This is a genomic window from Pedobacter sp. UYP30 (assembly GCF_040547165.1).
In the GTDB taxonomy this organism is placed as follows: Bacteria; Bacteroidota; Bacteroidia; order Sphingobacteriales; family Sphingobacteriaceae; genus Pedobacter.
Map to the genome: position 1 here is coordinate 23,369 of NZ_JBEPPD010000023.1, position 26,688 is coordinate 50,056.

The 26,688-nt window shown below is 38.8% G+C and carries 17 protein-coding genes; 14 read left to right on the plus strand and 3 right to left on the minus strand.

Annotated features, from left to right (window positions below; genetic code table 11):
- From ABIB40_RS18170 to proA, 3 genes are all read left to right on the plus strand, one after another.
- Window positions 1-3,735, plus strand: a complete 3,735-nt coding sequence (locus ABIB40_RS18170; RefSeq protein WP_354360888.1) for an AAA family ATPase — start codon at window positions 1-3, stop codon at window positions 3,733-3,735.
- Between the two features lie 45 nt (window positions 3,736-3,780).
- Window positions 3,781-6,162 (plus strand): AAA family ATPase, encoded by a 2,382-nt coding sequence (locus ABIB40_RS18175; protein WP_354360890.1) that lies wholly within the window; start codon window positions 3,781-3,783, stop codon window positions 6,160-6,162.
- Window positions 6,163-6,338: 176 nt separating this feature from the next.
- Window positions 6,339-12,215, plus strand: coding sequence for an anti-phage protein ProA (proA, locus tag ABIB40_RS18180; RefSeq protein WP_354360892.1), 5,877 nt, complete (start codon window positions 6,339-6,341; stop codon window positions 12,213-12,215).
- A gap of 178 nt (window positions 12,216-12,393) precedes the next feature.
- Here the strand turns inward: proA and ABIB40_RS18185 are convergent, their stop codons facing one another.
- The gene (locus tag ABIB40_RS18185; RefSeq protein WP_354360894.1) at window positions 12,394-13,746 is read right to left on the minus strand and encodes a M20/M25/M40 family metallo-hydrolase; all 1,353 of its coding nucleotides are present in this window, start codon (window positions 13,744-13,746) and stop codon (window positions 12,394-12,396) included.
- Window positions 13,747-13,914: 168 nt separating this feature from the next.
- Window positions 13,915-15,039, minus strand: coding sequence for a DUF4407 domain-containing protein (locus ABIB40_RS18190; RefSeq protein WP_354360896.1), 1,125 nt, complete (start codon window positions 15,037-15,039; stop codon window positions 13,915-13,917).
- A 201-nt stretch (window positions 15,040-15,240) separates the two neighbouring features.
- Between ABIB40_RS18190 and ABIB40_RS18195 the strand changes: the two genes are divergently transcribed.
- The 11 genes from ABIB40_RS18195 (at window position 15,241) to ABIB40_RS18245 (ending at window position 25,881) form a co-directional block, all read left to right on the plus strand.
- A complete protein-coding gene (locus tag ABIB40_RS18195) occupies window positions 15,241-15,915 on the plus strand; it encodes an SGNH/GDSL hydrolase family protein (protein ID WP_354360898.1) in 675 nt (224 codons plus the stop codon).
- 460 nt (window positions 15,916-16,375) lie between these two features.
- Window positions 16,376-17,662, plus strand: coding sequence for an acetyl-CoA hydrolase/transferase family protein (locus tag ABIB40_RS18200; protein ID WP_354360900.1), 1,287 nt, complete (start codon window positions 16,376-16,378; stop codon window positions 17,660-17,662).
- Window positions 17,663-17,873: 211 nt separating this feature from the next.
- Window positions 17,874-19,064 (plus strand): hypothetical protein, encoded by a 1,191-nt coding sequence (locus ABIB40_RS18205; RefSeq protein WP_354360902.1) that lies wholly within the window; start codon window positions 17,874-17,876, stop codon window positions 19,062-19,064.
- Between the two features lie 233 nt (window positions 19,065-19,297).
- Window positions 19,298-19,576, plus strand: coding sequence for a DUF427 domain-containing protein (locus ABIB40_RS18210; RefSeq protein WP_354360904.1), 279 nt, complete (start codon window positions 19,298-19,300; stop codon window positions 19,574-19,576).
- Window positions 19,577-19,743: 167 nt separating this feature from the next.
- On the plus strand, window positions 19,744-20,697 hold the full coding sequence (gene coxB, locus ABIB40_RS18215; protein WP_354360906.1) for a cytochrome c oxidase subunit II: 954 nt from the start codon (window positions 19,744-19,746) through the stop codon (window positions 20,695-20,697).
- Entirely contained in the window at window positions 20,697-22,346 is a 1,650-nt protein-coding gene (locus ABIB40_RS18220; RefSeq protein ID WP_354360908.1) for a cytochrome c oxidase subunit I, read from the plus strand. The genes coxB and ABIB40_RS18220 overlap by 1 nt, the downstream gene beginning before the upstream one ends.
- A gap of 1 nt (window position 22,347) precedes the next feature.
- On the plus strand, window positions 22,348-22,899 hold the full coding sequence (locus ABIB40_RS18225; protein ID WP_354360910.1) for a cytochrome c oxidase subunit 3: 552 nt from the start codon (window positions 22,348-22,350) through the stop codon (window positions 22,897-22,899).
- A 12-nt stretch (window positions 22,900-22,911) separates the two neighbouring features.
- The gene (locus tag ABIB40_RS18230) at window positions 22,912-23,742 is read left to right on the plus strand and encodes a cytochrome c oxidase assembly protein (protein ID WP_354360912.1); all 831 of its coding nucleotides are present in this window, start codon (window positions 22,912-22,914) and stop codon (window positions 23,740-23,742) included.
- Entirely contained in the window at window positions 23,735-24,004 is a 270-nt protein-coding gene (locus ABIB40_RS18235; RefSeq protein ID WP_354360914.1) for a hypothetical protein, read from the plus strand. Before ABIB40_RS18230 ends, ABIB40_RS18235 begins: the two co-directional genes overlap by 8 nt.
- Window positions 23,982-24,491 (plus strand): QcrA and Rieske domain-containing protein, encoded by a 510-nt coding sequence (locus ABIB40_RS18240; RefSeq protein WP_354360916.1) that lies wholly within the window; start codon window positions 23,982-23,984, stop codon window positions 24,489-24,491. Before ABIB40_RS18235 ends, ABIB40_RS18240 begins: the two co-directional genes overlap by 23 nt.
- Before the next feature lies 1 nt (window position 24,492).
- Window positions 24,493-25,881, plus strand: a complete 1,389-nt coding sequence (locus ABIB40_RS18245) for a cytochrome b N-terminal domain-containing protein (RefSeq protein ID WP_354360917.1) — start codon at window positions 24,493-24,495, stop codon at window positions 25,879-25,881.
- Between the two features lie 382 nt (window positions 25,882-26,263).
- Here the strand turns inward: ABIB40_RS18245 and ABIB40_RS18250 are convergent, their stop codons facing one another.
- Window positions 26,264-26,440 (minus strand): hypothetical protein, encoded by a 177-nt coding sequence (locus ABIB40_RS18250; protein ID WP_354360919.1) that lies wholly within the window; start codon window positions 26,438-26,440, stop codon window positions 26,264-26,266.
- Window positions 26,441-26,688: the final 248 nt, after the last annotated feature.

The following is a 26,688-nucleotide window of genomic DNA, read 5'->3' on the forward strand; positions in this document are numbered from 1 at the left end:
ATGAAGATATTAGCAATACGCATAAAAAACCTGGCCTCTTTAGAAGGGAATACAGAAATCGACTTTACGGCAGAGCCACTTTGTTCGGCTGGGATTTTTGCCATTACGGGAGCTACAGGAGCTGGTAAATCTACCATATTAGACGCTTTGTGTCTTGCCTTGTATGGTAAAACACCGAGATATTTGCAGGCAAAAGAAGCGGGAATAGAAATTTACGATGTTAAGGGAAGTACGCTTAGCCAAGGAGATGTGCGTGGTATTTTACGCGATGGAACAGCCGAAGGATTTGCCGAAGTAGACTTTAGGGGCATCGATGGGCAGCATTATCGTGCCAATTGGAGCGTAAGGCGTGCCAGAAACAAAGCCGAAGGCAGTATGCAGTCTGATTCGATTACATTAAAAGATATTACTTTGAATATTGATATTCCGGGCAAAAAACAAGAAACTTTAAATGAGATAGCACGGCTGGTTGGTTTAAATTTCGAACAATTTACTAGATCGGTATTATTAGCCCAAGGTGATTTTACCGCTTTTATGAAAGCAAACAAAGATGAAAAATCTTCCTTGCTCGAAAAACTTACCGGAACGCACATTTACTCAGAAATCTCTAAAAAGATTTATGAAAATTATAAGCTAGAAGAACAACAACTTCGCGATCTTGACCTACGAAAAGAAGGAATTTCAATACTAAATGAAGAAGAGCTAAAAACTTTACTGGAAGCACAAAACGTTTTGGAAACCCAGATTAAAGTTTTAGAAAAAGAAATACAAAATATAACAGCAGAAATAAGTTGGCATGAGCAACTTGTTAAATTGCAAATTAATCATGCAGCTGCCAATAATGCATTAAATCATTCAATAGAAGTCAAAACAAATGCATTTCCACGCAAGCAAAAATTATTTTTAGCCGAACAAGTACAACAAACCAGAAGTTGGGCAGATGCATTAGCATACTCACAACAACAGCAAACAGAAAAAACAACGACTCTCGCAACTTTAAAAGAAACCATTAGCGCTCTGCAAGAACAGAAAGAAAAACTTAAAATGCAGCTTGTGGCGGCAGAAACTGAGCTTGCAGCGCAAACCAAATCCCTTAATGAAGCCTCTCCCCTATTAGAAAACGCAAAGAAACTAGACGTTCTCCTTATCGAGAAAAGCGAGCAATTGGCAAAAGTTAAAAATGAGGTCGAAAGCGATACTGAGACAAACAGCCATCAACAAAAATTACTAGCAGATAAGCAACTAGAATTTACGAATCTTTCTGCTCAAATTAAAACTGCAGCAGACTGGAAGGCAGAAAATACCGCGCGCAGCCCAATTGCAGAAAATAGGAACATTATCCTTTCCAAATTGCAAGATGCTGAGAAGCTTTTGGAAAGCTTACTTTCCTCCACTAAGGAATTGGATGTTCTAAGTGACAAAATCAAGACAAGCGAAACAAAGAAAACAGCAATTGAAGAGAATTTGGGCAGACAGACGCAAGAATGGGAAAGTTTAAAGAACACCTACGATGCACAGTCCAAAAAGCTGTTATCCATACCAATCGAAACCTTAAACCTGAACAAAGTAGCTGCGGATCAATTTGTTGAAAATACAATAAAGGCTCAAGCCAATTGGCAACTGCTCTACAATGCACTTGCTGAACTTGAAACTTTGAGTAAAAAACAAGTATCAGATCAATCCGATTTAAAAACAAAACAGCAAAAACTAAAAGAACTCGCTCAACAATTGGTTGTAGAAATTGCTCAGAAAGAAACTGCCGCACAACTGTTGCAACAAGCTCGTTTGGCATCAGCAGAAAATGTAGAAACGCTTAGAGCTACTTTGATCGATGAGGAGCCTTGTCCGGTATGTGGCAGTGCTAGCCATCCGTACACAATACATAATCCGCAATTGGAAAACGTGCTGGCAAAACTAGAAGAAACCTACGGAGAAAAAGAACGCCTTTATCTTGCTAGTTATCGCCAGCATAATGCACTAGAGGAAGCTTTTCAAACACTACAACAAACCATCCAAAGTCAAAGTGACGCTATTATTAACAAACAAGGTGACTTGGAAAACAGAAAGCGAACATGGCAGCAATTTGATATTGCGAAAGAAAGCCTTTCACTTGCCGATGTAGAAAAAGCAGGTTGGATTGAAGAAAAGTTACGAACACTTAAAACAGAACAAGCAGGTTTACTCGTACAAATACAGGCTCATGCAAGCCAGAAACAAAAACTGGAAGCTGATAAAAATAAAATCGACCAGCTGAAAGAAACCATTGACAACCTTACTAACCAAGTAAAGGAAATGAAGAATGGCATCGCCTTGGGTCAGGAACAACAAAATGCAAATAGTAAGGAGCAGACCAAAGCCACATCAGCGCTAAGCGAAGTAGAAAAAATACTTTCACCCTACTTTACAACTCCAAACTGGATGGAAAATTGGAAGGCAGCCCCAACTTCGTTTATAGAACGCATTGACACGTTTGCCAACTTATGGAAAGAAAATAATGAAAAGTTAGCGCAATACTCCCTTCAAAAAGGCGCACTTGAAGCAACGCTAAAAGAATTGGAAAGCCAAGCAAAAAGCTTTGCAATTGAGCTTGCAAAAAAGTCGGCAACTTATGCAACGCAGAACCAAAACTATCTTGATCTTAAGCAACAACGGATGGCCATTTTTGATGGAAAATCTGCAGAAGAAGTCGAGACTCAATTGATGCAGGCCAAAACCGAAGCCCAAAAACAGTTAGATCGACTGAAAGAATTGCAGCAAGAATCGAACATTAACAATGCCAAAGCCAACACCCAAAAAGAGGAGTTGCTTGCCGCATTAAGCGCATTAGAAACAGAAGCTAAAAAAGCTCTGCAAAGAATGGAAGTCTGGCTTGACGACTACAACAGCAAAAACAACCAATCTTTGAGTATTACCGAATTGCATGAACTCCTTAAATTAAACAACGATTGGATTGATAATGAGCGCATTGCATTACAAGCTATTGATGATGAAGTAACCAAAGCAAATTCCATCCTCGCGGAACGAAAACAATCGCTGGATATTCATAAACAAAAATCACTATCCGAACATGCACTTGATGACCTCAATGCATTGATTACGATTGCAAAATCAGACGCTGAAAAACAGAAGCATAAAAGAGGCGAAATTGGTTTCCAATTGCAGCAAGACGAGGCGAATAAGAACAAAATTGGCGACCTGCTTAAAAGCATTTCCAAGCAAGCCGCTATAACAGAAAACTGGAGTAAACTCAATGAAATTATCGGTTCTGCTGATGGTAAAAAATTCCGGCAAATTGCGCAAGAATATACACTTGATGTGCTGCTTGGTTATGCCAATATTCATCTTCAAGATCTTACCAGCAGGTATAAAATCGAACGTATTCCGGCTACGCTTGGCTTGCAAGTGGTAGATCAAGATATGGGCGATGAAGTACGCACCGTTTATTCACTTTCTGGAGGAGAATCTTTCTTGGTATCGCTTGCTTTGGCATTGGGTTTGGCCTCCTTATCATCTAGCAGAATGAAAGTAGAATCTTTGTTTATTGATGAAGGCTTTGGTTCCTTAGATCCTACGACGCTTAATATTGCCATGGATGCCTTGGAAAGGCTGCACAATCAAGGTCGTAAAGTTGGCGTGATTTCTCATGTGCAAGAAATGACTGAAAGGATTCCGGTGCAGATTAAAGTGAGTAAGCAGCAGAGTGGGAAGAGTTTGGTGGAGGTTGTGGGATATTAATAATATATCAAGAAGGAAAAATACATAAGTCTTTAAATTAAAAATATGATAACGAAAATAGATATCTCAAAATTCGGCCTTTACGATAATTATATTTGGAACACAGAGATTGGCAATAGCGAAACTTTTAGAAGATTAAATATCATATATGGCAGAAATTATTCCGGTAAAACAACTTTATCAAGAATATTTAAATGTCTGGAAGATTCTGCTATCCACAAGAATTACTTGACCTGTGGTTTCACAATCAACTTTTCTGATGGTAGTACATCATCAAATCTACAATTACTAAATAATTTCAAGATACGTGTTTACAATTCTGATTTTGTAAAGACGAATTTGAGCTGGCTGTATAATGATGATGGAACAATCAATCCATTCACAATTTTGGGTGCAAAAAATGTCGAATTAGATAAGCAAGTAAAAGACATTGATTTGGCTTTAGGCAATATTATTGATAGAGTGGGGATGCTTTTTGATTATGATGAAAAAGAAAAAGTATTCAATAATGAAAAAGACGCCCACAAGTCAATTCACGATGCGTTGGAGTACAAGTTGAGAAAAAAGGCAAATGATAAGATTAAAGTTGACACTAATCTATTTATTCCGACATCATCTAAAAAGACATACACAATCTCAGATATTAAAGGCGATATATTGAGAATAGAACAGAATATTTCGAAACATCTTCTTGCTTCAGAGGCTGGCGCTGAAAAGAAACGATTTTTAAAAGAAGTTCCTATGCCTAATATAATTTTGCTAACGGGATCCAAGCCCAATTTCGCAATATATTATAAGCAAGCAAAGGATATACTTTTGAAAAAAATTAAACCTAATGAGCCAATCAATGATTTATTGAATGATAGTCTCCTTCAAGAATGGGTAAGGCAAGGAATCGATAAACATAAAGGGAAAAGAACAAAATGCGGATTTTGCGGAAATCCATTGAGTAAAGATTTATGGGACAAATTAAGTTCTCATTTCAGCAAGGAATCAGAAGATCTTAGAAGCGAAATCGAAACTCAAATTGAAAATTTATTGAAAGCGCAAGAAAACTTATCAGGTTTTATAAAACTCAGTAAAGATCTATTTTATCCAAGTCTGCGTTTTAAGTTTGACGAAAGTTTCGAAACCTGGAATGCTCTAATTAAAGCCTATGGAAATAACTTAAATGAAATTATAAAAGAACTCAAGAATCGTGAAAAAAATATTTTTATAGAAAAAACGCTATCTGATATTCCTGATATTTCTGAATTAATACTTGAGTGCTTAAAACATTTTAATACTTTAATTACTGAGCACAATAAGAAAACAGAAACATTATCCGATGATCAACAAAAAGAGAGACTAATACTTAGGGAGGCTGATGTTGCGGAGTTTATGATAGATATTGATTATAAATCTGAAATAGTGAATATACTTGCCGCTGAAATCAAATATAAGAAAACTGAAGCAGAGCTATTTGGCGTAGGAACCGAAATAGGTAAACTTTCCGAAGAAAAACGAACTTTAGAAGCTCAAGCTATGGATGAAAGTAAGGGTGCTGAACTTGTAAATCAACATTTGACACATTTTTTCGGACACAACGAATTAAAGTTAATAGCCGAAGGAGAAACACCAAACATGAAATTTAAAATTCAGAGAGATGGAGATGATGCCAGCAATCTAAGTGAAGGAGAATCTAGCTTAATTTCTTTCTGTTACTTCGTAGCAAGAATGGAAGACGAACTAAAGGGTAATGATAGCAAGAAGTTACTAATTTATATAGACGACCCAATTTCCAGCTTGGACAGTAACCATATTTTCTTTATGTTTAGTCTTATAGAAAGTATCATAGCCCTACCAAAAAAATATGGACAATTATTTATATCCACCCATAATCTTGACTTTTTAAAGTATCTGAAAAGATTAACTACACCCAAATATAAACCTCAACCTAATGGCAAAGATAAAGCTGACATGAAACACTTCATTATTGATCGCAAAAGTAAGGGAAAGACCTCGTTGAAATTAGCTCCTGATTATCTAAAAAACTACATTACGGAATTTAACTATTTATTTAGACAAATTTTTATATGCTCCACTTCTGACAACTCAACTATTTCTCACGAGTATCAATATAACTTTGGCAACAATATGAGAAAATTCTTAGAAGCATATCTATTTTATAAATATCCAAGTCACAAATTAACTAATGATCAAAAAATACAAAAATTTCTAAATAATGATACTGTTTCAATCAATTTAGTAAATCGTGTAATTAATGAATATTCTCACATTGGTGAACAGTTTGACCGGGGAATGCAACCTGTAGATGTTGATGAAATAAGCAAAATATCTTCTGTAATAATTTCGAAAATAAAAGAACGTGATCCAGATCAGTATTCTGCATTAGTAGAAAGTATTGATGAAGAAGCGAACGCATAATGTGAATATTCAATAATCAATGCATTTGTGAAGCTGGAAATTCAAAGGATTACTTCTAGGATATTTTATTCGTAAACTATTAAAGAGTTGTTATTCTTGGACTTTATCAAAATTATTCAAGTCTTCATAAATAAGAAACTCCTCCAAAATCCTCAAATATTTATTACCTTAACCTCATGGATTCAACTACGCTCTCTGGCGATCATGTAAAATTAATATACACCCCAGCCATCAATTATGCTTTTCAGCAGAATCATGTTCCGACGATCAGGGAATTAACGTTGACAAACAATACAGGCGCTGAATGGAAGGATATTAGTTTTGAAATTGTCTCAGAACCAGATTTTGCGAAGGTTTGGACGGACCAGATTGAGGCTCTTGGTAATGGAGAAAGCCACCAAGTAAGAAACATAATGCTTTCTATATCCAATAAATTTTTGGCAGACCTTACCGAAAAGGTTAATGGAAACTTAACTCTAACCGTTCGTATAGGAGAATCAATTGCCTATCGGCAGGAATTCCCTATTGATGTGTTGCCTTTTGATCAATGGCCAGGTGTAAACATCCTTCCCGAGATTATGGCTGCTTTTGTAACCCCAAATAACCAGCAAATACCCAAAATTATACACAAAGCGTCTTCCTTGCTAGAGAAATGGACAGGGAGTCCATCATTTGATGAATACCAAAGTCGTAATCCAAATCGTGTAAAAAAGCAGATGGCAGCCATTTTTGAGACGATCGCTGCCATGCAGATTGTCTATTGTAGTGTTCCAGCAAGCTTCGAGGAAAGCGGCCAACGGGTAAGATTGGCCGATACTATTTTTGAGAACAAACTTGCCAACTGCCTGGACCTCTCGCTACTTTACGCGGCATGTTTGGAGGCGATAGGTATAAATCCCATCATCGTAATTATTAAAGGACACGCTTTTACTGGCGGCTGGCTAATCGATGAATCTTTTGCAGATGTTGTAAATGATGATCCTTCCCTATTGAGCAAAAGAGCGGCTGACGGCATCGGCGAGATATGTTTGGTAGAAGCTACCTGTATGAATGCAGGTCAGCAGCATTCCTTTGACCATGCAGTAAATTCGGCAGAACAAAAGCTGATCAATACCGATGATTTTATTTTGTTTATAGATGTCAAGCGAGCAAGGTTCGGGAGCATTCGCCCATTGCCGCTTCGTACTTTTACAAACTTGGGTTGGCAGATACAGGAGGAAGAGCGACCTGAACGAGAAAATTTTTCGCCTGAAGAGCTCTCCATTGGAGAAAGGCTGATATATGCAGAAAAAGTTGAAGTATCAAAACAAAGACTTTGGGAAAGAAAACTTCTAGACCTTACGTTAAGGAATAGTTTACTTAATGTACGTATCACCAAGAGCGTAATCCAGTTCATTACTGTTAATTGCGCTAAGTTGGAAGATGCGCTAGCAGACGGTGAAGAATTTCAGGTACTGGCAAAACCGAGTGATTGGGATAACCCAGTGAGGGATACGGGCATTTATCAAGCGCTACATCAGACTGATCCGATCGCAGAATTAGTTAACCATGAGCTAGGACACAAACGATTGCGGAGTTATTTGAGTGAAAATGAGCTCGGATACGGATTAATCCATTTGTATCGTGCCTCTCGCACGGCGATGGAAGAAAATGGTGCAAATACCTTATTTATTGGTTTGGGCTTGCTCAAGTGGTATGAAACCGATGCAAGTGAAAGGCCACGCTACTCGCCAATATTGTTGCTTCCTGTAGAAATTATTCGAAAATCGGCACAGAAAGGATATGTTATCCGTAGCCGTGGGGAAGAAACGATTATGAACGTAACCCTTTTAGAAATGCTTAGGCAGGATTTTGGGATAGCCGTCGGCGGGTTGGAAAACCTACCTAAGGACGAAAGTGGTGTTGATGTGAAAGCTGTATTCAACATCATGAGGCAGGCTATTATGGCCAAGTCTAGGTGGGATGTTGAAGAGCAGGCGTTGCTTGGAACTTTTTCTTTTAGTAAATTTATTCTCTGGAACGATATACACAATAACGCCGATAAGCTTTGTAGAAATAAGGTTGTGGCTAGCCTAGTCTCAGGCAAATTGGAATGGGAACCAGAAGAAAATGCCACTATAAAAGAAATCTCAGATAGCCGATTGCATCCATCTGAAATTGCGTTGCCAATAAGTACAGATTCATCTCAGTTGCAGGCCATACTTAGCGCCGCGCAAGGTAAAAGCTTTATTTTACATGGCCCTCCTGGAACAGGCAAGTCTCAGACGATTACAAACATTATAGCCAATGCATTGTACATGGGCAAAAAAGTACTTTTTGTTGCGGCAAAAAAAGCAGCACTGGATGTTGTGCAAACTCGGCTGGATTCTATTGGCATTGGCCCCTTCTGCTTGGAATTACATTCTAATAAATCAAAGAAATCCGACGTCTTGCAACAGCTAAAAGTCGCAAGTGAGGTCATCAAAAATACCCCTCCAGAAGATTTTGCAATTGAAGCCGACAGGCTCCATCAACTCCGAAATGAGCTGAATGGATATGTAGAAGCACTACACCGGAAATATGCTTTCGGTTATTCTTTATTTGAACTTTTTACAGAATTCAGTAAAATCAGTTCAACAGACAATAAGGTTTATTTCGCAACCGCCACTTTTGCTTCTTTTGATCGAGAAAAGCTACGTATTTGGCAGGACAATATTGAGGAAATATCGGCGGTAGCCACAATGATTGGTAAGGCACACGGTCATCCGTTGGCAGAATTGGTTCCTCAGCAATATACCCCCTCCGTAAAACAGGATGCTATTGAGTTGCTAGATTATTTGGCTAAAATCTTAACGGAATACAAACTTGTGAGCGATAACGCCAAACATCTTTTGAAACTAGAGGACACTTCTTCTACCAGAGAGGAACAAATAGCGCTATGCGAGATTGCAAAACTATTAATTGCCCAACCTGACTTTCCAGCAAGTATGTTGGAGACGAATTCGTTTGAACAGACATACGCTCAAGTGATCGGTCTATCAGCGCATGGACAAAAAAGGGACGAACTAAGGTCTGGTCTTTTAGCAGATTTCTCCAAAGATATACTTCTATTTCCAGCAGAGCAGAACTTACTGCAGTGGCAGATTGCAGAAGAAAACTGGTTTTTACCCCGTTGGATAAAACATAACGCTTTGCTCAAGCCTTTAAAAAAGTTGAGCCTTATCGGGAGTTTGAACAGGGATAGCGTGAGCCAAATCCTCGGTCAGATTATAGATTACCAAAAAGAGCAAGAACATATCAAAAAAGCAAGTTTTTTACCATCATTATTGGGCTTTCTATGGCAAAATGGAGATCCTGATTGGAGTAAAATTGGAAACCTTAGTCAAGACCTAATCGACTTAAATAGAAATGCATCATTAATATGTAAAACAGATACGGTTGGCACTTGGCGCAAAAAATTGACGTTGGAGTTCACTGAAGGAAGTACTAATTATTTAAATAAACATAGTAAAACCCTGAAATCGTTACTATTATCAGTTGAACAGATGTCTGCATTGGAAAACAAGATCTTGGCCTTACTTAATATTGATTTTGAACATTTAGAGAATGGCGGAGACTGGCTTACTTTCATTCAAGGCAAAGTTGCCACATGGCGATTAAATATCGATCATCTTAAAGATTGGTATAATTGGACAACCATAAAAACAAAGGCAGTTGAAGGCGGACTTGCACCTGTTATTTCTGCATTTGAATCGGGAGAACTTCTTAGCGCTGAAATAAAAACACAATTCTATAAAGGCTTTTACCGTGCTGCAGCTGATTATATTTTTGAACAGAACCCTTCGCTAACTACTTTTAATTCGCATTTATTTGAAGAAAAAATCAACAGATTTAAATCGATTAGTAAAAAATTTGAAGAGTTGACAAAAGCAGAACTATGTGCCCGTTTGGCAGCTAAAATACCTTCATTTACTAAAGAGGCATCTCAAAGTTCGGAAATCGGAATGTTGCAAAGGGCAATAAAAAATAATGGCAGAGCGCTATCTATTCGGAAAATATTTGATTCTGTACCGAATTTATTACCGAGGCTTACACCTTGTATGCTGATGAGCCCAATTTCCGTTGCACAATATTTTGACGCGGAGAGTACAAAATTTGATCTGGTTATTTTTGATGAGGCCTCTCAAATGCCAACTTGCGAAGCGATTGGTGCTATCGCCCGTGCAGAATCTGTAATTGTTGTCGGAGATCCGAAACAGATGCCTCCTACCAACTTTTTTGGCAGTAATAACTTTGATGAGGATAATGTTGATAAAGAAGATCTGGAAAGTATTCTCGATGATTGTCTGGCGCTTTCCATGCCTTCTCAACATCTGCTGTGGCATTATCGCAGCAAGCATGAAAGTCTGATTGCATTTAGTAATGCTAAATATTATGAAAACAAATTGCTCACGTTTCCTTCTACAGATGATATTATCAGCAAGGTAAAGCATGTTCACGTTCCGGGGCATTACGACAAGGGGAAATCAAGGCAGAACAAATTCGAGGCAAAGGCAATTGTAGATGAGGTAGTGCGCAGACTTTCTGATCCTGAACTTTCTAAAAAGAGTATTGGAATTGTAACTTTCAGTTCTGTTCAACAAACACTTATCGAAGACAAACTCAATGAGATATTTGCGCTTCGTCCAGATCTGGAACGTACTGCCTTAGAGGCTGAAGAACCGATCTTCATTAAAAACCTTGAAAATGTTCAGGGCGATGAGCGCGACATTATTCTCTTCTCTATAGGTTATGGGCCTGATGAGAAAGGTATTGTAAGCCATAATTTTGGACCTATAAACAGAGAAGGTGGATGGAGAAGACTGAATGTAGCGGTTTCTAGGGCAAGATATGAGATGATCGTATTTTCCACACTAAAGTCTGAGCAAATTGATCTGAACAGAACAAACTCAGAAGGTGTTATGGGATTGAAAGCATTTCTGGCTTATGCTGAAAAAGGAAAAGTTGCACTTCCAATTAGAAATAGAATAGAAAGTGGCGCAAGTGCTGGTTTTGAATTGGCAATTGCAGAGGAACTTAGAAAACACGGGTACGAAGTACACACTCAAATTGGATGTTCTGCCTATAAAATCGATTTGGGAATTGTTGATAAGAAAAATCCATCATCCTATATTTTAGGCATCCTTACCGATGGTAAGAACTATCAACGTGCTCATACGTCAAAAGACAGAGAACTAACCCAGGTCGACGTTTTGAAACAATTAGGCTGGAATATCCATAAAGTTTGGTCAACCGAATGGTGGGAAAAACCAGACAAGGTAACAAACGATATATTGGAAGCTATAAGACTATCTGAAAGTCGTGAGCATAATCCAACCATTATAACAAAGCAGGAAACCTTGGAAAACCTCGCTCCCGTTACACTGAAAGAATCAGCCCCAGATACGTTGGATGGACAACCGAACCTAATGTTGAATGGAATCAGTGAACAATCCATAGTGCGAGACAACTCAACGAATTATTACGAGATTGCAGTTTTGAATTCTGTAGATACAATCTCCAGTGACCAATTCTTCTTGCCAGAAAATAAAGAGAAAATAAAAGCGCAGATTCTTGAAGTTTTCGAAACAGAATGGCCAATTAGTAGAAACCTGCTTTCTAAGCGTGTGCTGAATGCTTGGGGTATTTCTAGAATGGGTACAAGAATTGCATATCAATTTCAAACATTGTTTAGCGAGATGGAACTCCAGTCCGTAAAAGATGATCACCGCGAATTTTTCTGGCTTAAGCTTGAGCAGCTCAAGGATTATAAAACCTATCGAATCCCAAAGAGGGATACCGAAAAGAGGGATGCCGAAGATTTAGCACCTGAGGAAGTTGCAAATGCAATTAAAGAAATTTTGGAGCACCAAATCAGTCTGACCCAGGGAGATTTGATACGTGAGACGGCAAAGCTCTTTGGTTACTCCAGAGTTGGCACTAATGTAGATTATTCGATTTCAAAAGGACTGGAAAAAGCCATTGAAGACGGATTTGCCATAAAAAATAATGAGCGAATTGTTTATGCTGGTTAGCAAAGTATATTTGAGCACTTAATCAAAAATCTCCCAAACCTTAAATAAAATGGGGTTCCATTAACATTCACATCAAATATTGTTCTAAATCATTTTTCCAAGCGATAAAACCTTTCAGTTCATCTGTATAGTCGTGTAAAATTCGACTAAAATTAACTAGAGCTGATTCCAAAAAACTCTATTTCAATTTTGGTATTCTTGTCGGGGTATCGGTTCCATTTATAATAGAGCTAGCACTTTTTGCAATGGCTTTAATGGTAGACAAAATATTTTCTATATCCAACGTGCTGTATTCGTCTTTTACGGTATGATAATATTTATCTACATCGATTTGATCTGTGCTGATGGTATGTGCCGGAACACCAAGTGCAGCAAGCGTTGCATTATCGCTTCTGTAAAATAAATTTTGGGCTGGATAGGGATCCGGATAAAACGTAAATTCTGTTCCCGCTAGGTTTTTCTGCAAAATCTTTCCGAAATCAGAACGCTCATATCCTGTAATGAAAGCGGTGTTCTTCCCAAATTTAGAATCCTTTCCAATCATCTCTATGTTAAACATAGCCACCACACTGTCGGGATTTAACTGTTCTGAAAAATATTTCGATCCATAACCCCCAATTTCTTCTGCGGTAAATGCTGCAAAAATTAATGTGCGCTCGTTGTTGTTCATTGCCTTATAGTATTTTGCCAATGCAATTACAGCGGTGGTGCCAGAAGCATCGTCATCTGCACCGTTGGCAATACTATCTCCTTCTACTGGCTTTAAGATTCCAAGATGATCATAATGGCCAGAGAAAACTACCAGTTCTTGGGCTTTAGATTTCCCAGGAATTACGCCTACCACATTAAACAAAGGCATTTTTTCTATGCTGCTAGTAAACGAACCGTTAAAGTTGTTCGCATCACTTCTACCCAAAACAAAAACCTGAACGGCAGATTTAGCTCCATCAGTTGGGGCATCAACGCTTTGAGGCGCAGAAAAGTGATCATGATACCGCTTGAAATCTGCTTGAAATTTTTCATCAACCAAGATCAATTGATTTTTACCCGACGCCATTAATGGACGCATTTGCTCTCTAAAAGATTTGCTGGAATCTAATTTAACTACGGCGGTGTTTTTATTGTCTAAGCTTACCTTTTCTTTGGTTAAACCCGTTACCATTAAATGATCTGGGGCAATGTTTTGACCATCGATAGAGAAATTGGCTGTATTTTCTGTAATTCGATATTTATAGAATGTCTGTCGATAAGATTTTTGCCCTGTTAAAGGCTGCAAACCTATTTTTTTAAACTCTGAGGAAATAAAATTTGCAGCCTTATCTATGCCTGGCGTAAATGTTCCCCTGCCTTGCATATCGTCTGCGCTTAGCGTTTTGATCAGATGATCTGCATACGCTCTGGTAACGATTTGATTGATGTCGGCGTTGCTTTTAGTTGGCGCAAGTTTGGGCGAGCAAGAAGTTACTAGCAACAAAGAAATTGCCATAGCACAATGAGAAATAATTAAGGATGGAGCATTTTTTCTTCTCATGAGTGTTGTGTTTGAGGATTATTTTTTACCTGCGAATTTAACCAATTCTTTCTAAATTTTGCATTGCGAGACATTAGAACGATCTCCTGAACATTATTCTTCTTTATCACCAAGAGCTATCCTAACGCATTTAAAACCCTCTGCCCTATCGCCTTTTACCTCTTCAAACTACTCTTTATCCCAATCATACCGTTCTAAATCTCTGTATGCGCTACCTTTTACAATTTCCTTTCGTTTGGTGGTTTCGGCCTCAACCCGCGTTTCCTGCACATTATCGGTAACTTCAACATTAAAATTCTTATCCTTTTTAGAGCGATGAATAGACACCTCATCCCCATCTGCAATGGCGTAATCGTATGGACCGCGCTGGCTCATTAACTTTACAAACACGGGCAAACATTCGAAAAAGATAAACAGCAGACCAATAAACGTAACCGCTAAATCTGTATTGCTATCGGCTGTTCCATTTGCATTTTTCTTCAACTGGCCTAAGGCCCAATTTCTATCGGCAAAACCTGCAACATTGGCTAGGCTGTCTTGTTGCTTATTGGTGTACAGTTTTTCTGAAAACATTCTGTCGAATTGCTTTCGGTTGTCGATAAAGGTTTGCGCATAGTTGATCTTTGCGTTTAAGGTATCTAATGCTTCCGTACGTTCTTTTATTTCTACCTCTTTCCGTTTTGCGTAAGGGCCATACCCCATAACGCCAGAGGTTTCTGTTGTTTTATTGCCGAAAATTTCGAAGTTTAGCTTTTTACGCGATACTTTGATGTCGCTTTCCAATGAATCTCTTTCGGCTATTTGCTCAACTAACCGTCCAAATTCCACCTTGTATTTGCTTTGAAAAGAGGCATTTAATGTGTCGATTTTATCTCGTTGTGCCTTTAAGTAGCTTACCTTTAAACGATCTTTAATTTCTTTGTCGAAGATTTTAAGTTCCAATGGTCGAGAGATTACAATCCCGATCATAATGGCCAATAAAATACGAGGCGTAGCCTGTAAAAGCTGTTTTCCAGTACTGCCGCTTTTATTTATGCTAGAAACGATATATCTATCCATATTAAAAATGGCCGCGCCCCAGATTAACCCAAAAAGAATAGCGAAAAATACCGCAAAATCATCTCCCTTAAACACAAAATACATGGCGTAACCGCCAGACAAAGCCGCAAACAAACCGGTAAAAAATATAGTGGCACCAATGCCAAAATACCTATTTTGTTCTGTGGGATAATTTTCTAACGTCTCGATATGAACGCCAGAGCAAAACCAAAAAAACCGATTTATTTTGTCCATAATACCTTTTATATTTAAACTCATCGCCTTGCGAAATGTTACAATAAAGTTAAGTTATTTTGCAACTTTAAAAGCGTGTTTACCTGGCGAATAACTAAAATGTAACGGGTAATAAGCGCTTTATTGTATTTATTTTCGGGCTTTCTTTGCAGTTTGCAATCCAAGACTATATATTTGTTTCATAACCTATCACTGCAACCCATGAAATACGCAACTATCAAAATTTTCTTTCTTCTTATGGTTTTCTCAACACTTGCAAATGCTCAAGATTGGCCCAATTTAGGCAGGTATCGAGATGCAAATGATAAACTTAAACAAGACAATACCAAAGTTGCTGCTATTTTTATGGGAGACTCCATTACCGATTTTTGGGTTAATTCGTCATCTGGTTTTTTCTCTGACAACCACTATGTAGATCGCGGCATAAGCGGCCAAACGTCGCCACAAATGTTGATTAGATTTAGAACGGATGTGTTGGAACTAAAGCCTCAAGCCGTGGTTATTTTATGTGGCACTAATGATATTGCCGGAAACACAGGGCCTTCAACGCTAAAAATGATCGAAGACAACATTATGTCTATGGCGCAACTGGCCAAAGCGAACAAAATTAAGGTGGTTTTATGTTCGGTAACACCGTCTAACAAATTTGGATGGAAACCTAATTTAATGCCCGCAGATGATATTGTAGCCTTAAATAGTTGGATTGCAGAATACGCCGAAGCAAATCATTTTAAGTTTGCCAACTACTATCCAGCATTGGTAAACGACACCAAAGGAATGAAAGCCGAATATTCTAAAGATGGCGTACACCCAACCAAAGAGGGTTATACCGTTATGGAGAGCGTAATTCAGCCGATTTTAAAGAAAATACTTTAGATAGGCGCTAGGTTTGAGGTGTTAGGTATTGGATTTGAAGTGAATTTAATATATGGAATCGGAGGCCGAACATTCGTAGTAAAAAACTCAGGTTTATTGCGATAATCGGTTTCTTCTGTAGCGCTAGCGTTTACTTATTCTAAAACGTGTTGCTGTTAAACCTTTAAGGGGCGCGTTAGGGATAGAAGAGGCATCTTTTTATTGCGCGTTTAACGCAATAAAAAATATAGTCCCGCACGGGCGGGATTAAAACGCCTGAAAACTTTACAAAATCCTTATCTCAGGTTCGACCTCAACCTCGACCTCAACATCAATATTAAAAATGATAAAAATCATGTTTTAAAAACCTACTACCATTTACCTTTGCATAGAAATAATCAAGAAAAAGTATTTCTTTTACTAAAATATAGCGTTAATGCTTTCGGGTTTAGCAGTAAAGACCCCTTAACTCATTAATAACATGACTTTAAACAATGCATACATTTCGGTCGAAGAAGCCGTTAAAATGGTTAAATCGGGTGATCGCGTTTTTTTGCACGGCAGCGCGGCAACTCCAACCTACACTATAAAAGCACTACAAAAACGATATAAAGATTTAAAAAATGTTGAGTTGGTCAGCATTACCACACTTGGAGAAACAACATTTGACGATGAAAAATACAAAGACAGTTTTTTCTTTAACTCCTTATTCGTTTCTGAAAATTCCAGAACGGTAGTCAATACATCCAGGGGCGATTATGTGCCGGTATTTTTAAGTGAGATTCCCTTGCTGTTTACGCCAGAATTTTTACCAATAGATGTAGCCATTTTACAGGTTTCGGAACCAGATAAACATGGTTACTGTACCTTGGGTACATCGGTAGATGTGGCTAAAGCAGCATTTGATAATGCAAAAAAAGTAATAGCGCAAGTAAATCCAAATATGCCGCGCACCAACGGCGATGGCTTTATTCACATCAGTAAAATAGATGCCTTGGTTTGGCATGAATCAATTTTACCAGAAGTAGATTACTCTGCGAAAGCAAGTGACACCATCATTTCCATCGGAAAAAATGTAGCATCTCTAATAGAAGATGGCTCGACGCTACAGCTTGGCATCGGTAGCATTCCAGATCAAGTTTTAAAAAATTTAGCTGGCCATAGGCATTTGGGCCTACATACCGAAATGCTCTCTGACGGTGTAATTCCATTGATAGAAAGTGGCGTAATAGACAATTCTAACAAAAAGCTAAATCGAGGAAAATCTGTGACTTCTTTTATGGTTGGCACCAAGAAATTGTACGATTTTGTTGATGAAAACATAAGCATTAGGGTAATGAATATCAATTATGTGAACGACACAAGCATTATCCGCCAAAACCCAAAGGCCATTGCCATTAATAGCGCTATAGAAATAGACCTTACGGGGCAAGTATGCGCAGATTCTATTGGCACTTTTCAATATTCTGGTATTGGCGGGCAAATGGATTTTATTAGGGGAGCGTCTTTATCTCCAGGAGGCAAGCCCATCATCGCGCTACCATCTATAACCAATAAAGGCATCTCTAGAATTACACCTTTTATTAAAGAAGGCGCAGGTGTTGTAACGACCAGAGGCCATGTGCACTGGGTTGTAACCGAATTTGGCAAGGTAAATCTCTTCGGCAAAAACCTTAAACAACGTGGAAAAGCGCTGATAGAAATTGCCCATCCAGACCATAGGGAGCATTTAGAAAAAGCATTTTTCGACCGATTTAAAAGCCAGTAATAATGCCCAGTATTCTTTGGGTTGTCTTTAGAAGATAAATGTAAGTGAAGGAATTTATCTTTTATCGGCAATAATTCGTGCTTGTTTTCAATCCCTTTTTTGCACAACAACGTAACTTATGTAACCGTTTGTTCTTTGTGCAGATTAATTGTTGAGCAATTTTCATCAGAAATTCATCGAATTAAAGCATATTGCAGTATAAATTTTTGAAATGAAAAAACTTATTTTAGTCTTATTATCGTGTATTCCCCTTACAATCTTTGCGCAAACCATTAAAACAGATGTACTGGTTATTGGAAATTCTAATGCAGCGTTTGCAGCGGCGGCTCAGGCAAGCATATCTGGCGTAAAAACCATCCTGCTTTTACCAAACAATCAGCTTCAATTAAACGATTTTAAGCAATTTTTTGGCAATGGTGTTGCAAAAGCTTTTGAAAAAAACGCAAAAAAATATCTAAAACTTCCAGACAGTGTGGCCTTGCCTGTGCTAGATGCACCTACTGCCAATGCCGTGATTAAATATTGGGCAGATAGCTCTAAGCTTTTGAGTATTTACACCAACAGCTCTTATTCCGACTTAAAGCGAAGTGGCCGCGGTTGGTCCCTTAAACTCGCCAACGGCAGAGACATTAAAAGTAAGGTGTTAATTATGGCGGGCGACCCGAAGCCGTTATTCGAATCGCTCAAAATAGCTAATTTATCTCCTGCAGAAACAGACACGCTGACTTACCAAAACAACGTTTATAGAACAACGGTAGCAGGTATTATTGCCTCAAAACCTCGCTTTCTATCTTTATACAGCCTATTAAACGCAACAGAAAACAACCTTATTTATTTAACCGCAGGCACTTTAGAAATTGGCCAAGCAGCTGGAGCTACCGCAGCCTATGCCGCCTTTTACGGTAAAAAAACGAGCGAATCTAATTTAAAGGCCATTCAGGGTGAGCTTTTACAGTACAAATTGCCGTTAATGCCCTTTGCAGATGTTAAAGTTACAGATACAAACTGGCTTGCCATACAAAAAATAGGACTTACAGGTATTCTTAAAGCCGAAATTTCTAACCACCAAGCCTTTTTTAGGCCTGCTAAGGAAGTAACTTATGCAGAGATAAAACAACCCATAAAAGAGTATTACTACAAAGCCCAGATTTGGTTCGACGACCACAAAGATAAACCGGTAAATTTAAAAAATCTAGTAGATTTAATAAGTTATGTTGGCAACAAAGCAGAAGATGCAACCTTAAAAACAATTAAGACAAACTGGAATAAAAGTTACGGCTTAACCTCTACTTTCGATTTGGAAAGGGTACTAACAAGACGAGAATTTGCCGAAGTGGTTACGCAATTTTTAAAACCTTTTGATGACGTAAACATCGGCAAAAATGGGCGGGTAATTAGATAACGGCATTAACATCACGGCAGCAAATCAAAAATAAGCTAAAAATTAAAATGTACTTATTGCAACCTGATTTAAGTCAACTCTTGATATATGTATCTCAGAAAATAACCCATTAGTATCTTAAAATTTAAATCTTCTTAAAGTTCCAAATAAGTCTGCGCCCCATTCATTTTTAGGCTTTTTTAAAAATAAAAAAAATAAATAAATCAAAGCATTTTAATATTTGTTAAGCAAATATGAAAGCAACTTGGAATGGCGCAACCCTAGCCGAAAGCGATGATACCATCGTAATAGAAAACAATCATTATTTCCCAGAATCATCGATAGAAAAATCGTATTTTAAGCAGTCTGATATGCACAGCACCTGCCCATGGAAGGGTGAAGCGTCTTATTATTCTGTTTTTGTTGATGGGCAGGAAAATAAAGATGCGGCTTGGTATTATCCCGAACCGAAAGACGCGGCCAAAGAAATTAAAGATTACGTAGCATTTTGGAAAGGAGTGAAGATAGGTTGAGGTTAAGGCAAAGGCTAGTTACACATCAGGTTAAAACCCGACGTTACTAATTCGGCCGCTCCTACAGAGCTTAGGAATGTTATAGAGAGCTGAGGTTAAAGGCAACGCGTCTTTATTCCTTGCTCCTTGTTCTTTTATTCGAGTTGAATTTTAAAATTACCCGCCGTATGCCCGATTCGGTACAATACGTTAAAGACATTTCTATTTTTAGTCCGCGAACCAGCGAGGCTGTAGAATTACACACGCTAAACATTTATTTCATTATCGCCTCTTCGGCAATTTTAATTTTAGTTATCGGGCTGCTCATTTTCATTTCCTTCAAATTTAGAGCTAGACAAAAAAACCAAGCTGAACCGAAACAGATTTACAGCAATCGATTACTTGAAATCTTTATGGTCGGCGTACCGTTTTTAATGGTTTCGTATTTTTTTTACCTTACTATTAAAACCATGAAAGATACGGAGTCGCAGGTGTTAAACGAGAAACCCACGGTGGTAATTACTGGCAAGCAATGGTTTTGGGATGTGCATTACCCTAACGGCGCGGTAACTGCAAATGAAATTCACTTGCCGGTAAATGAAAGAGTATTGCTCCAACTAAAAGCTGCAGATGTAATACACGACTGGTGGGTACCTTCTTTTGGCGCTAAAATGGATATGATTCCGGGCGTTACCAATTATTTATGGTTACGTATTTTAAAACCCGGAACTTACGTGGGCGCTTGTAGCGAATTTTGCGGGAGACAACATGCCAACATGCGCATAAAAGTGATTGCCCAAACACGAAAAGATTACGATAAATGGCTTGCAGAAAATGCAAAACCTGCTATCATCTCTCCTGATGAAAATATTAAAAAAGGAGAACTACTTTTTAGCAAAAATAGTTGCGGCTCTTGTCATAGCATCCGCGGCACTGGTGCAAATGGAAAAGTTGGCCCGGACCTTACACACATAGCCAGTAGAGGCACCTTATTATCTGGATTGGTAGAGAATAATAAGGAAAATCTCACTCGTTTCATAAGCAATCCTCAAGAAGTAAAACCTGGCGTAAATATGCCACGTTTTATCTACGCCAAAGATAGTATTGCTGTTTTGGTTGATTATTTAAGCAGTTTAAAATAATGGAAGAACTAGATATACCAGAACCAGAAGAGCAAATACCGGGCGTTAGTGTTAGTTATAGCCAAGGCTTGTTACAATGGATCTCTACGGTAGACCATAAGCAAATTGGCATTTTATACCTATTAATGTCGGTGTTGTTTCTTTTGGTCGGAGGCTTTGCTGCGCTTTTAATGAGGATTCAGCTTGCGGTGCCAAACAACACGTTCCTAAGCCCAGAGGTATATAACCAATTGTTCACCATGCACGGCACAACGATGGTTTTTTTGGTGGCAACACCTGCCATCTTAGGCTTCTCTGTGTATATGACGCCACTTATGATCGGCGCAAACGAAACGGCCTTTCCTAGAATGAACGCATTTAGCCTTTGGATAAGCCTTTTTGGCGGCCTATTGTTATATTACAGTTTCCTTGCAGGAGGAGCGCCCGATGCAGGCTGGTTTAATTATGCGCCATTAAATACAAGTCAATACTCTTTAACCAGCGGAGTAGACTATTATTGCATTGGTCTTTTGCTAATTGGAGCGGGCACAGTGGCCACGGCAATTAATCTTGTTGTTACAATCATCTACTGCCGCAGCCCGGGGATGAGCCTGAAAAACATGCCTGTTTTTGTATGGATGGTATTAACCAATTCTATTTTAATTGTCGCAGCTTTTCCACCGCTAAATGCAGCGTTAGCCATGCTTTTGATGGACAGGCAATTACATGCACATTTTTTTAACCCTAACGATGGAGGTTCTGCCCTACTTTGGCAGCACTTATTTTGGGGTTTTGGACATCCAGAGGTGTATATCCTTATTTTGCCATCCTTTGGAATATTGTCCGAAGTGTTTTCTGTCTATTCGCGTAAACCCATTTTTGGCTATTGGATTGTTGTTGGCTCCGGGATGTTAATCGCCTTACTTGCATTTGGCGTTTGGGTGCACCACATGTTTGCCGTAGGTTTAGGCTTAACCGTTTATAGCTTTTTTGCAGCGAGCAGCATGTTAATCGGCGTACCTACCGGGATAAAAATATTTACCTGGTTGGCCACCATGTGGGGCGGAACGCTTCGTTTTACCACCTCTATGCTTTTCGCGATGGCTTTCTTGGTAGAATTTACCATTGGTGGCCTTAGCGGAATTTCCTTCGCCATTGTACCCATCGATTGGCAATTGACCGACACCTATTACGTAGTTGCCCATTTGCATTATGTTTTTGTGGGAGGAAGTTTATTCGGGCTATTATCTGGACTGTTTTATTGGTTTCCAAAAATTACTGGCCGCATGATTAGCGAGAAGTTGGGACGTTGGTTTTTTTGGCTATTTGTTATAGGCTTTAACACTACTTTCTTTATACAACACGTGTTGGGCGTAAACGGTATGCCACGTAGAGTTTATACTTTTGCAAATTTTAGAGGCTACGCATGGATGAATATGGTATCTACGGTTGGTGCTTTCTTAATGGGGTTTTCTACCCTATTTCTACTCTACATCATTTATAAAAGCAGAAAAACTGGCAAGCTTGCTAGCAACGATCCGTGGGCTGCTTATACGTTAGAATGGGCAACTACTTCGCCTCCACAATTAAAAAACTTTACAAAAGTTCCGCCGGTAGCCACCTTCAGGCCATTAAGAGACTTGAGAAAAAAATTAGCCGACAAAAAGTGATATGGAAAATAAATTGATGATAAAATTGGTTATTGCCACAGAAGCCATCCTCTTCGTATCGCTGATGATTGCCTATGTGTACTTTGCCTTAAACTCTAATTTCGGCAGTCAATCTAAATCTTTACTGAACATTAAAGAAGAAAGTCTTTTTACTCTTGCACTCTTTCTAAGCAGCTTTACCCTTCATCTCGCTGAGCGCAATTACAGAAAAGGCAACTATAAAAACCTTAAAATCTGGATGATTGTTACCGTGTTGTTAGGTCTCACTTTTTTATCGGGCCAAGCCATAGAATATAAAAACCTGCTTGCCGCCAACTTTACCATCAGCAACGATATGTTTGGCACCAACTATTTTACGTTAACGGGTTTTCATGCCTTCCACGTTATTTTGGGTCTCATTATGCTTTGCATACTAATTTATCTAATTTTTAAGGGCAATTTTAGAGACCATAAATCAACCGTTATAGAAACCATTGGGTTGTATTGGCATTTTGTAGATGTGGTTTGGGTCTTTGTGTTTACACTAATTTATGTTTCACCCTATTTCTTTTAAAATGAGCTAAACATGGAGAATTTATTAACTTATTGGATGTTTGATTGGGGCGCAGTTATCTTAACGGTATTCCTTACCTACGCATACTTTAAATTATCTGGAGGAAAACTAGTAAAAGGCGCAGGAAGTTATTTTTCGGGTGTGGTTTTGATGCTCTTAATTACCAGTTCTCCGCTGCACTTCCTCGGGATGCATTATTTGCTCAGCGCATACATGCTTGTTCATATCTTTCTACTACTCCTTTGCGGACCACTGTTGGTTATTGGCTTGCCGAAAAATCTTCCTACAGAAAACAAGGTTCTTAAAACTATTTCTTCCACGATGAAAAGATGGCCTTGGCTGGGCTGGATTGCAGGCATTGGTCTAATGTGGTTTTGGCATATCCCAATTGTTTTCGATGCCGTGTTCCCGATGCATCACGCCGCTTTCGGCTTTCATATTTTGCCCGTGCTACACACCGTTACGCTGCTTTTTGCAGGTGTGTTATTCGCTTGGCCAATTATGGGGCCAATAAAAACTATGCGTTTACATCCGCTTTTAGGGATTGTTTATTTGTTTACCGCTTGTATTGGTTGTTCTATTTTAGGATTATACCTAACTTTTGCTCCGCCAACGTTATACAGCCATTACTTTATGCCTGATGAATACGGTTTCTCGAACATGATTGTAAACAACTGGAACATCAGCAGAAGTACAGACCAACAAGCGGCGGGTTTAATTATGTGGGTGCCATGTTGTTTCATATACATTTCTGGCTGCTGCTATCTTTTTCTTAGTTGGATAAAAGATAAAGAAATACCTAAAATTAAAACGCCTATTTGGAAAGGAAGCTATTATGAGTGAGAAACCCGACGTTGGGGCAATGAATAGAGAAATTACAAATGATATTTTAATAGAGCAGGTAAAAACTTGGAAGGACGAAGCACGGCCTCAAAAATTGCCCAGACCAACCTACTGGCCATTTTTCCTAGCTTTTGGCTTTGCGTTTTTGCTCTGGGGAATTGTAACCACCTGGATTATTTCTGTGGTTGGCTTTGTAACTATTGTGGTATCTATACGTGGATGGATAAAAGATTTAATCGATGAAACAAGAGAAGGAAATTAGCGAGGGAAGACGGAACTTCCTGCTTAAACTAAGTATTGGTTTAGGAAGTCTTGCTGCTTTAGGCGCAGGCATTCCAGTAATTGGAGCATTATTTAATCCGCTTATTAAAAAGCATAAACAGACTTGGCGCGCTGTGGCAAAGCTAGATGGCTTTGCAGTTGGAAATACCGAATTGGTTAAATTTACAAACGCAAACAACAACACCTTGGCAGGAAAAAGCGACCAATCGGCAGCGTGGTTGCGTAGAGATTCCGAGAATAAATTTACGGCCTTTTCTATAAATTGTACGCATTTAGGCTGCCCAATCCGTTGGGAAAAAGGTGCAGATTTATTTATGTGCCCGTGCCATGGCGGTGTGTATTACAAAGACGGTTCAGTAGCTGCCGGGCCGCCACCAAAACCCTTAGTACAATATGAGGTGCGGACAAGAAATGGCAGCATAGAAATACAAACGGCACCAGTACCCATTACAAAAATGATATCCTAGCATGGCTTGGTTTAAAAAATTAATTAATTACTTAGAAGATAGAACAGGCATAGGCGCTGCCGTAAAGCCCTTGCTAAACCATTTGGTGCCACCAAATAGCAAATGGAGCTATGTGTTTGGAAGCGCTACGCTCTTTTGCTTTTTACTGCAAGTAGTTACTGGAATTGGCTTAAGCTTCTTATACGAGCCATCTTCTGCCAACGCCTATCATTCTTTGCAATACATTACCAATCAGGCATTTTTGGGTAACGTACTGCGTGGCATCCACTATTACGGCGCATCGGGCATGATTTTATTTGCCGGCATCCATCTTATTAGGGTTTACATCACCGCAGCGTATAAATATCCAAGAGAAATAAACTGGGTTACAGGCGTTATTTTACTTTTTTTAACAGTTGCCATGGGCTTTACTGGGCAACTGTTACGTTGGGACAGCAACGGCGTTTGGAGCACGGTAGTTGCTGCAGAACAAGCTGGTCGTGTGCCAATTATTGGTCATTATTTGGCTCAAGTGCTGTTGGGTGGCCCAACTATTGGAGACAATACGCTGAGCAGGTTTTTTGCGTTCCACGTGTTTGCCATCCCGGCGCTTATGTTTTTATTAATTGGATTGCATTTATTTTTGGTGATAAGAAATGGCATTTCTGAACCGCCAAAAGTCGGGCGCTTGGTAAATCCAAAAACCTACAAAAAATGGTATAACGACATGCTTAAAAAAGTTGGTGTTCCGTTCTGGCCAAATGCTGCTTGGCGCGACGCCCTTTTTGGCGCTTGTGTAGTGTTGGCCATTATCGGATTGGCCATTGTATTTGGCGCACCAGCGTTGACCAAAGCTCCAGATCCTTCTGCCATAGATGCTGTTCCAGAGCCAGATTGGTACATGATTCCATTTTTTGCGGTGTTTGCGCTCATGCCTCCAAAAATCGGTTCGTACATTATTTTCTTCGGGCCATTGCTTACCATCTTAATCTTTCTATCTATTCCATTTATCTCCAATCGTGGCGAACGTCATGCCATGAGGCGGCCTTGGGCAATTTTTGGAGTATTGACTACCCTTTCCTTCATTTTTGGGTTTATGTATCTGGGTTATCAGGCAGACTGGTCGCCCCATTTCGATACACCGCCCCTTGCTAATACCATGAAATTTAAACAGCCCAATTTAGAGCATGGACTAAACCTATTCTATAAAAAAGGTTGCCAGTATTGCCATAGAATAAATGGCGTTGGCGGCAAACGTGGACCAGACCTTTCTATTATTGGTAGGTCTTGGAATGAGCAGCAGCTTAAAATAATGATCACCAACGGCGCACTAAATATGCCTGCTTACGGCGGTATTTTGACTAACGTGGAGATGAATGATATTGTGAGTTTTTTGAAGATGAGGAAGTAGAGGGTGAGACTCAGGTTGAGGTTAAGGTTTCAGGTTGAAAGTTGAAAGTTGAAAGTTGAAAGTTAGGACGGTTTAAACTCTCGCATCCTAAAATCGTCTGAATCAGGATTTTCAAGATTAAAAGATGAGCAGGATTATGCGGCCGAAAATCCACCAATCCTAAAATTCTCAAAATCCTGATTCTGACAATTGGCAGCCCATTCTTTGGGATATTGAGCTTGCCCATACCGAAGTGAATATACTGCGGATTTCTTAATCCGAAAAAACACAACTCCTTTTGTATTCTTTCATCGGGACTACAAATCCCATTTATCTAAAGTTCTAAATCGCCCTGCGGAAGGTGTGGAACAGCGCAGATTATTAGTTAAATACCTATTCGATATTAAAATTCATACATATCATTTGCCCGCAAATTTTCAATTATGCCTATCGCCTCATCTTTTAATGAGTAGTTCATGCGTTCCTTTTCTTCTGCTTTTTTGATCGCCTCAAACCCAGCTTGATTAATAAACAATTTTATATGCAGATAAAACTTCTCTAAAAAATCGGTTAACGACAATACATCAGCATCAAAACCCTCGTTCTCAAAATTAAACTGAGAAGAAATATTATAAGAAAGAATTATATCACCTTTGCCAAATTCAAAACTAATGTGTTTTAAAAACTTATCGAGTTACTTACTTAATAAACACGTATATTAGTATCAAAATCAAATATATGAACAATATTTTTAGGGGTGAGAATATTTTAGCCTTCATAAAATCATTTCCAGATGATGATAGTTGTAGATTGGCAATAGCAACTGAG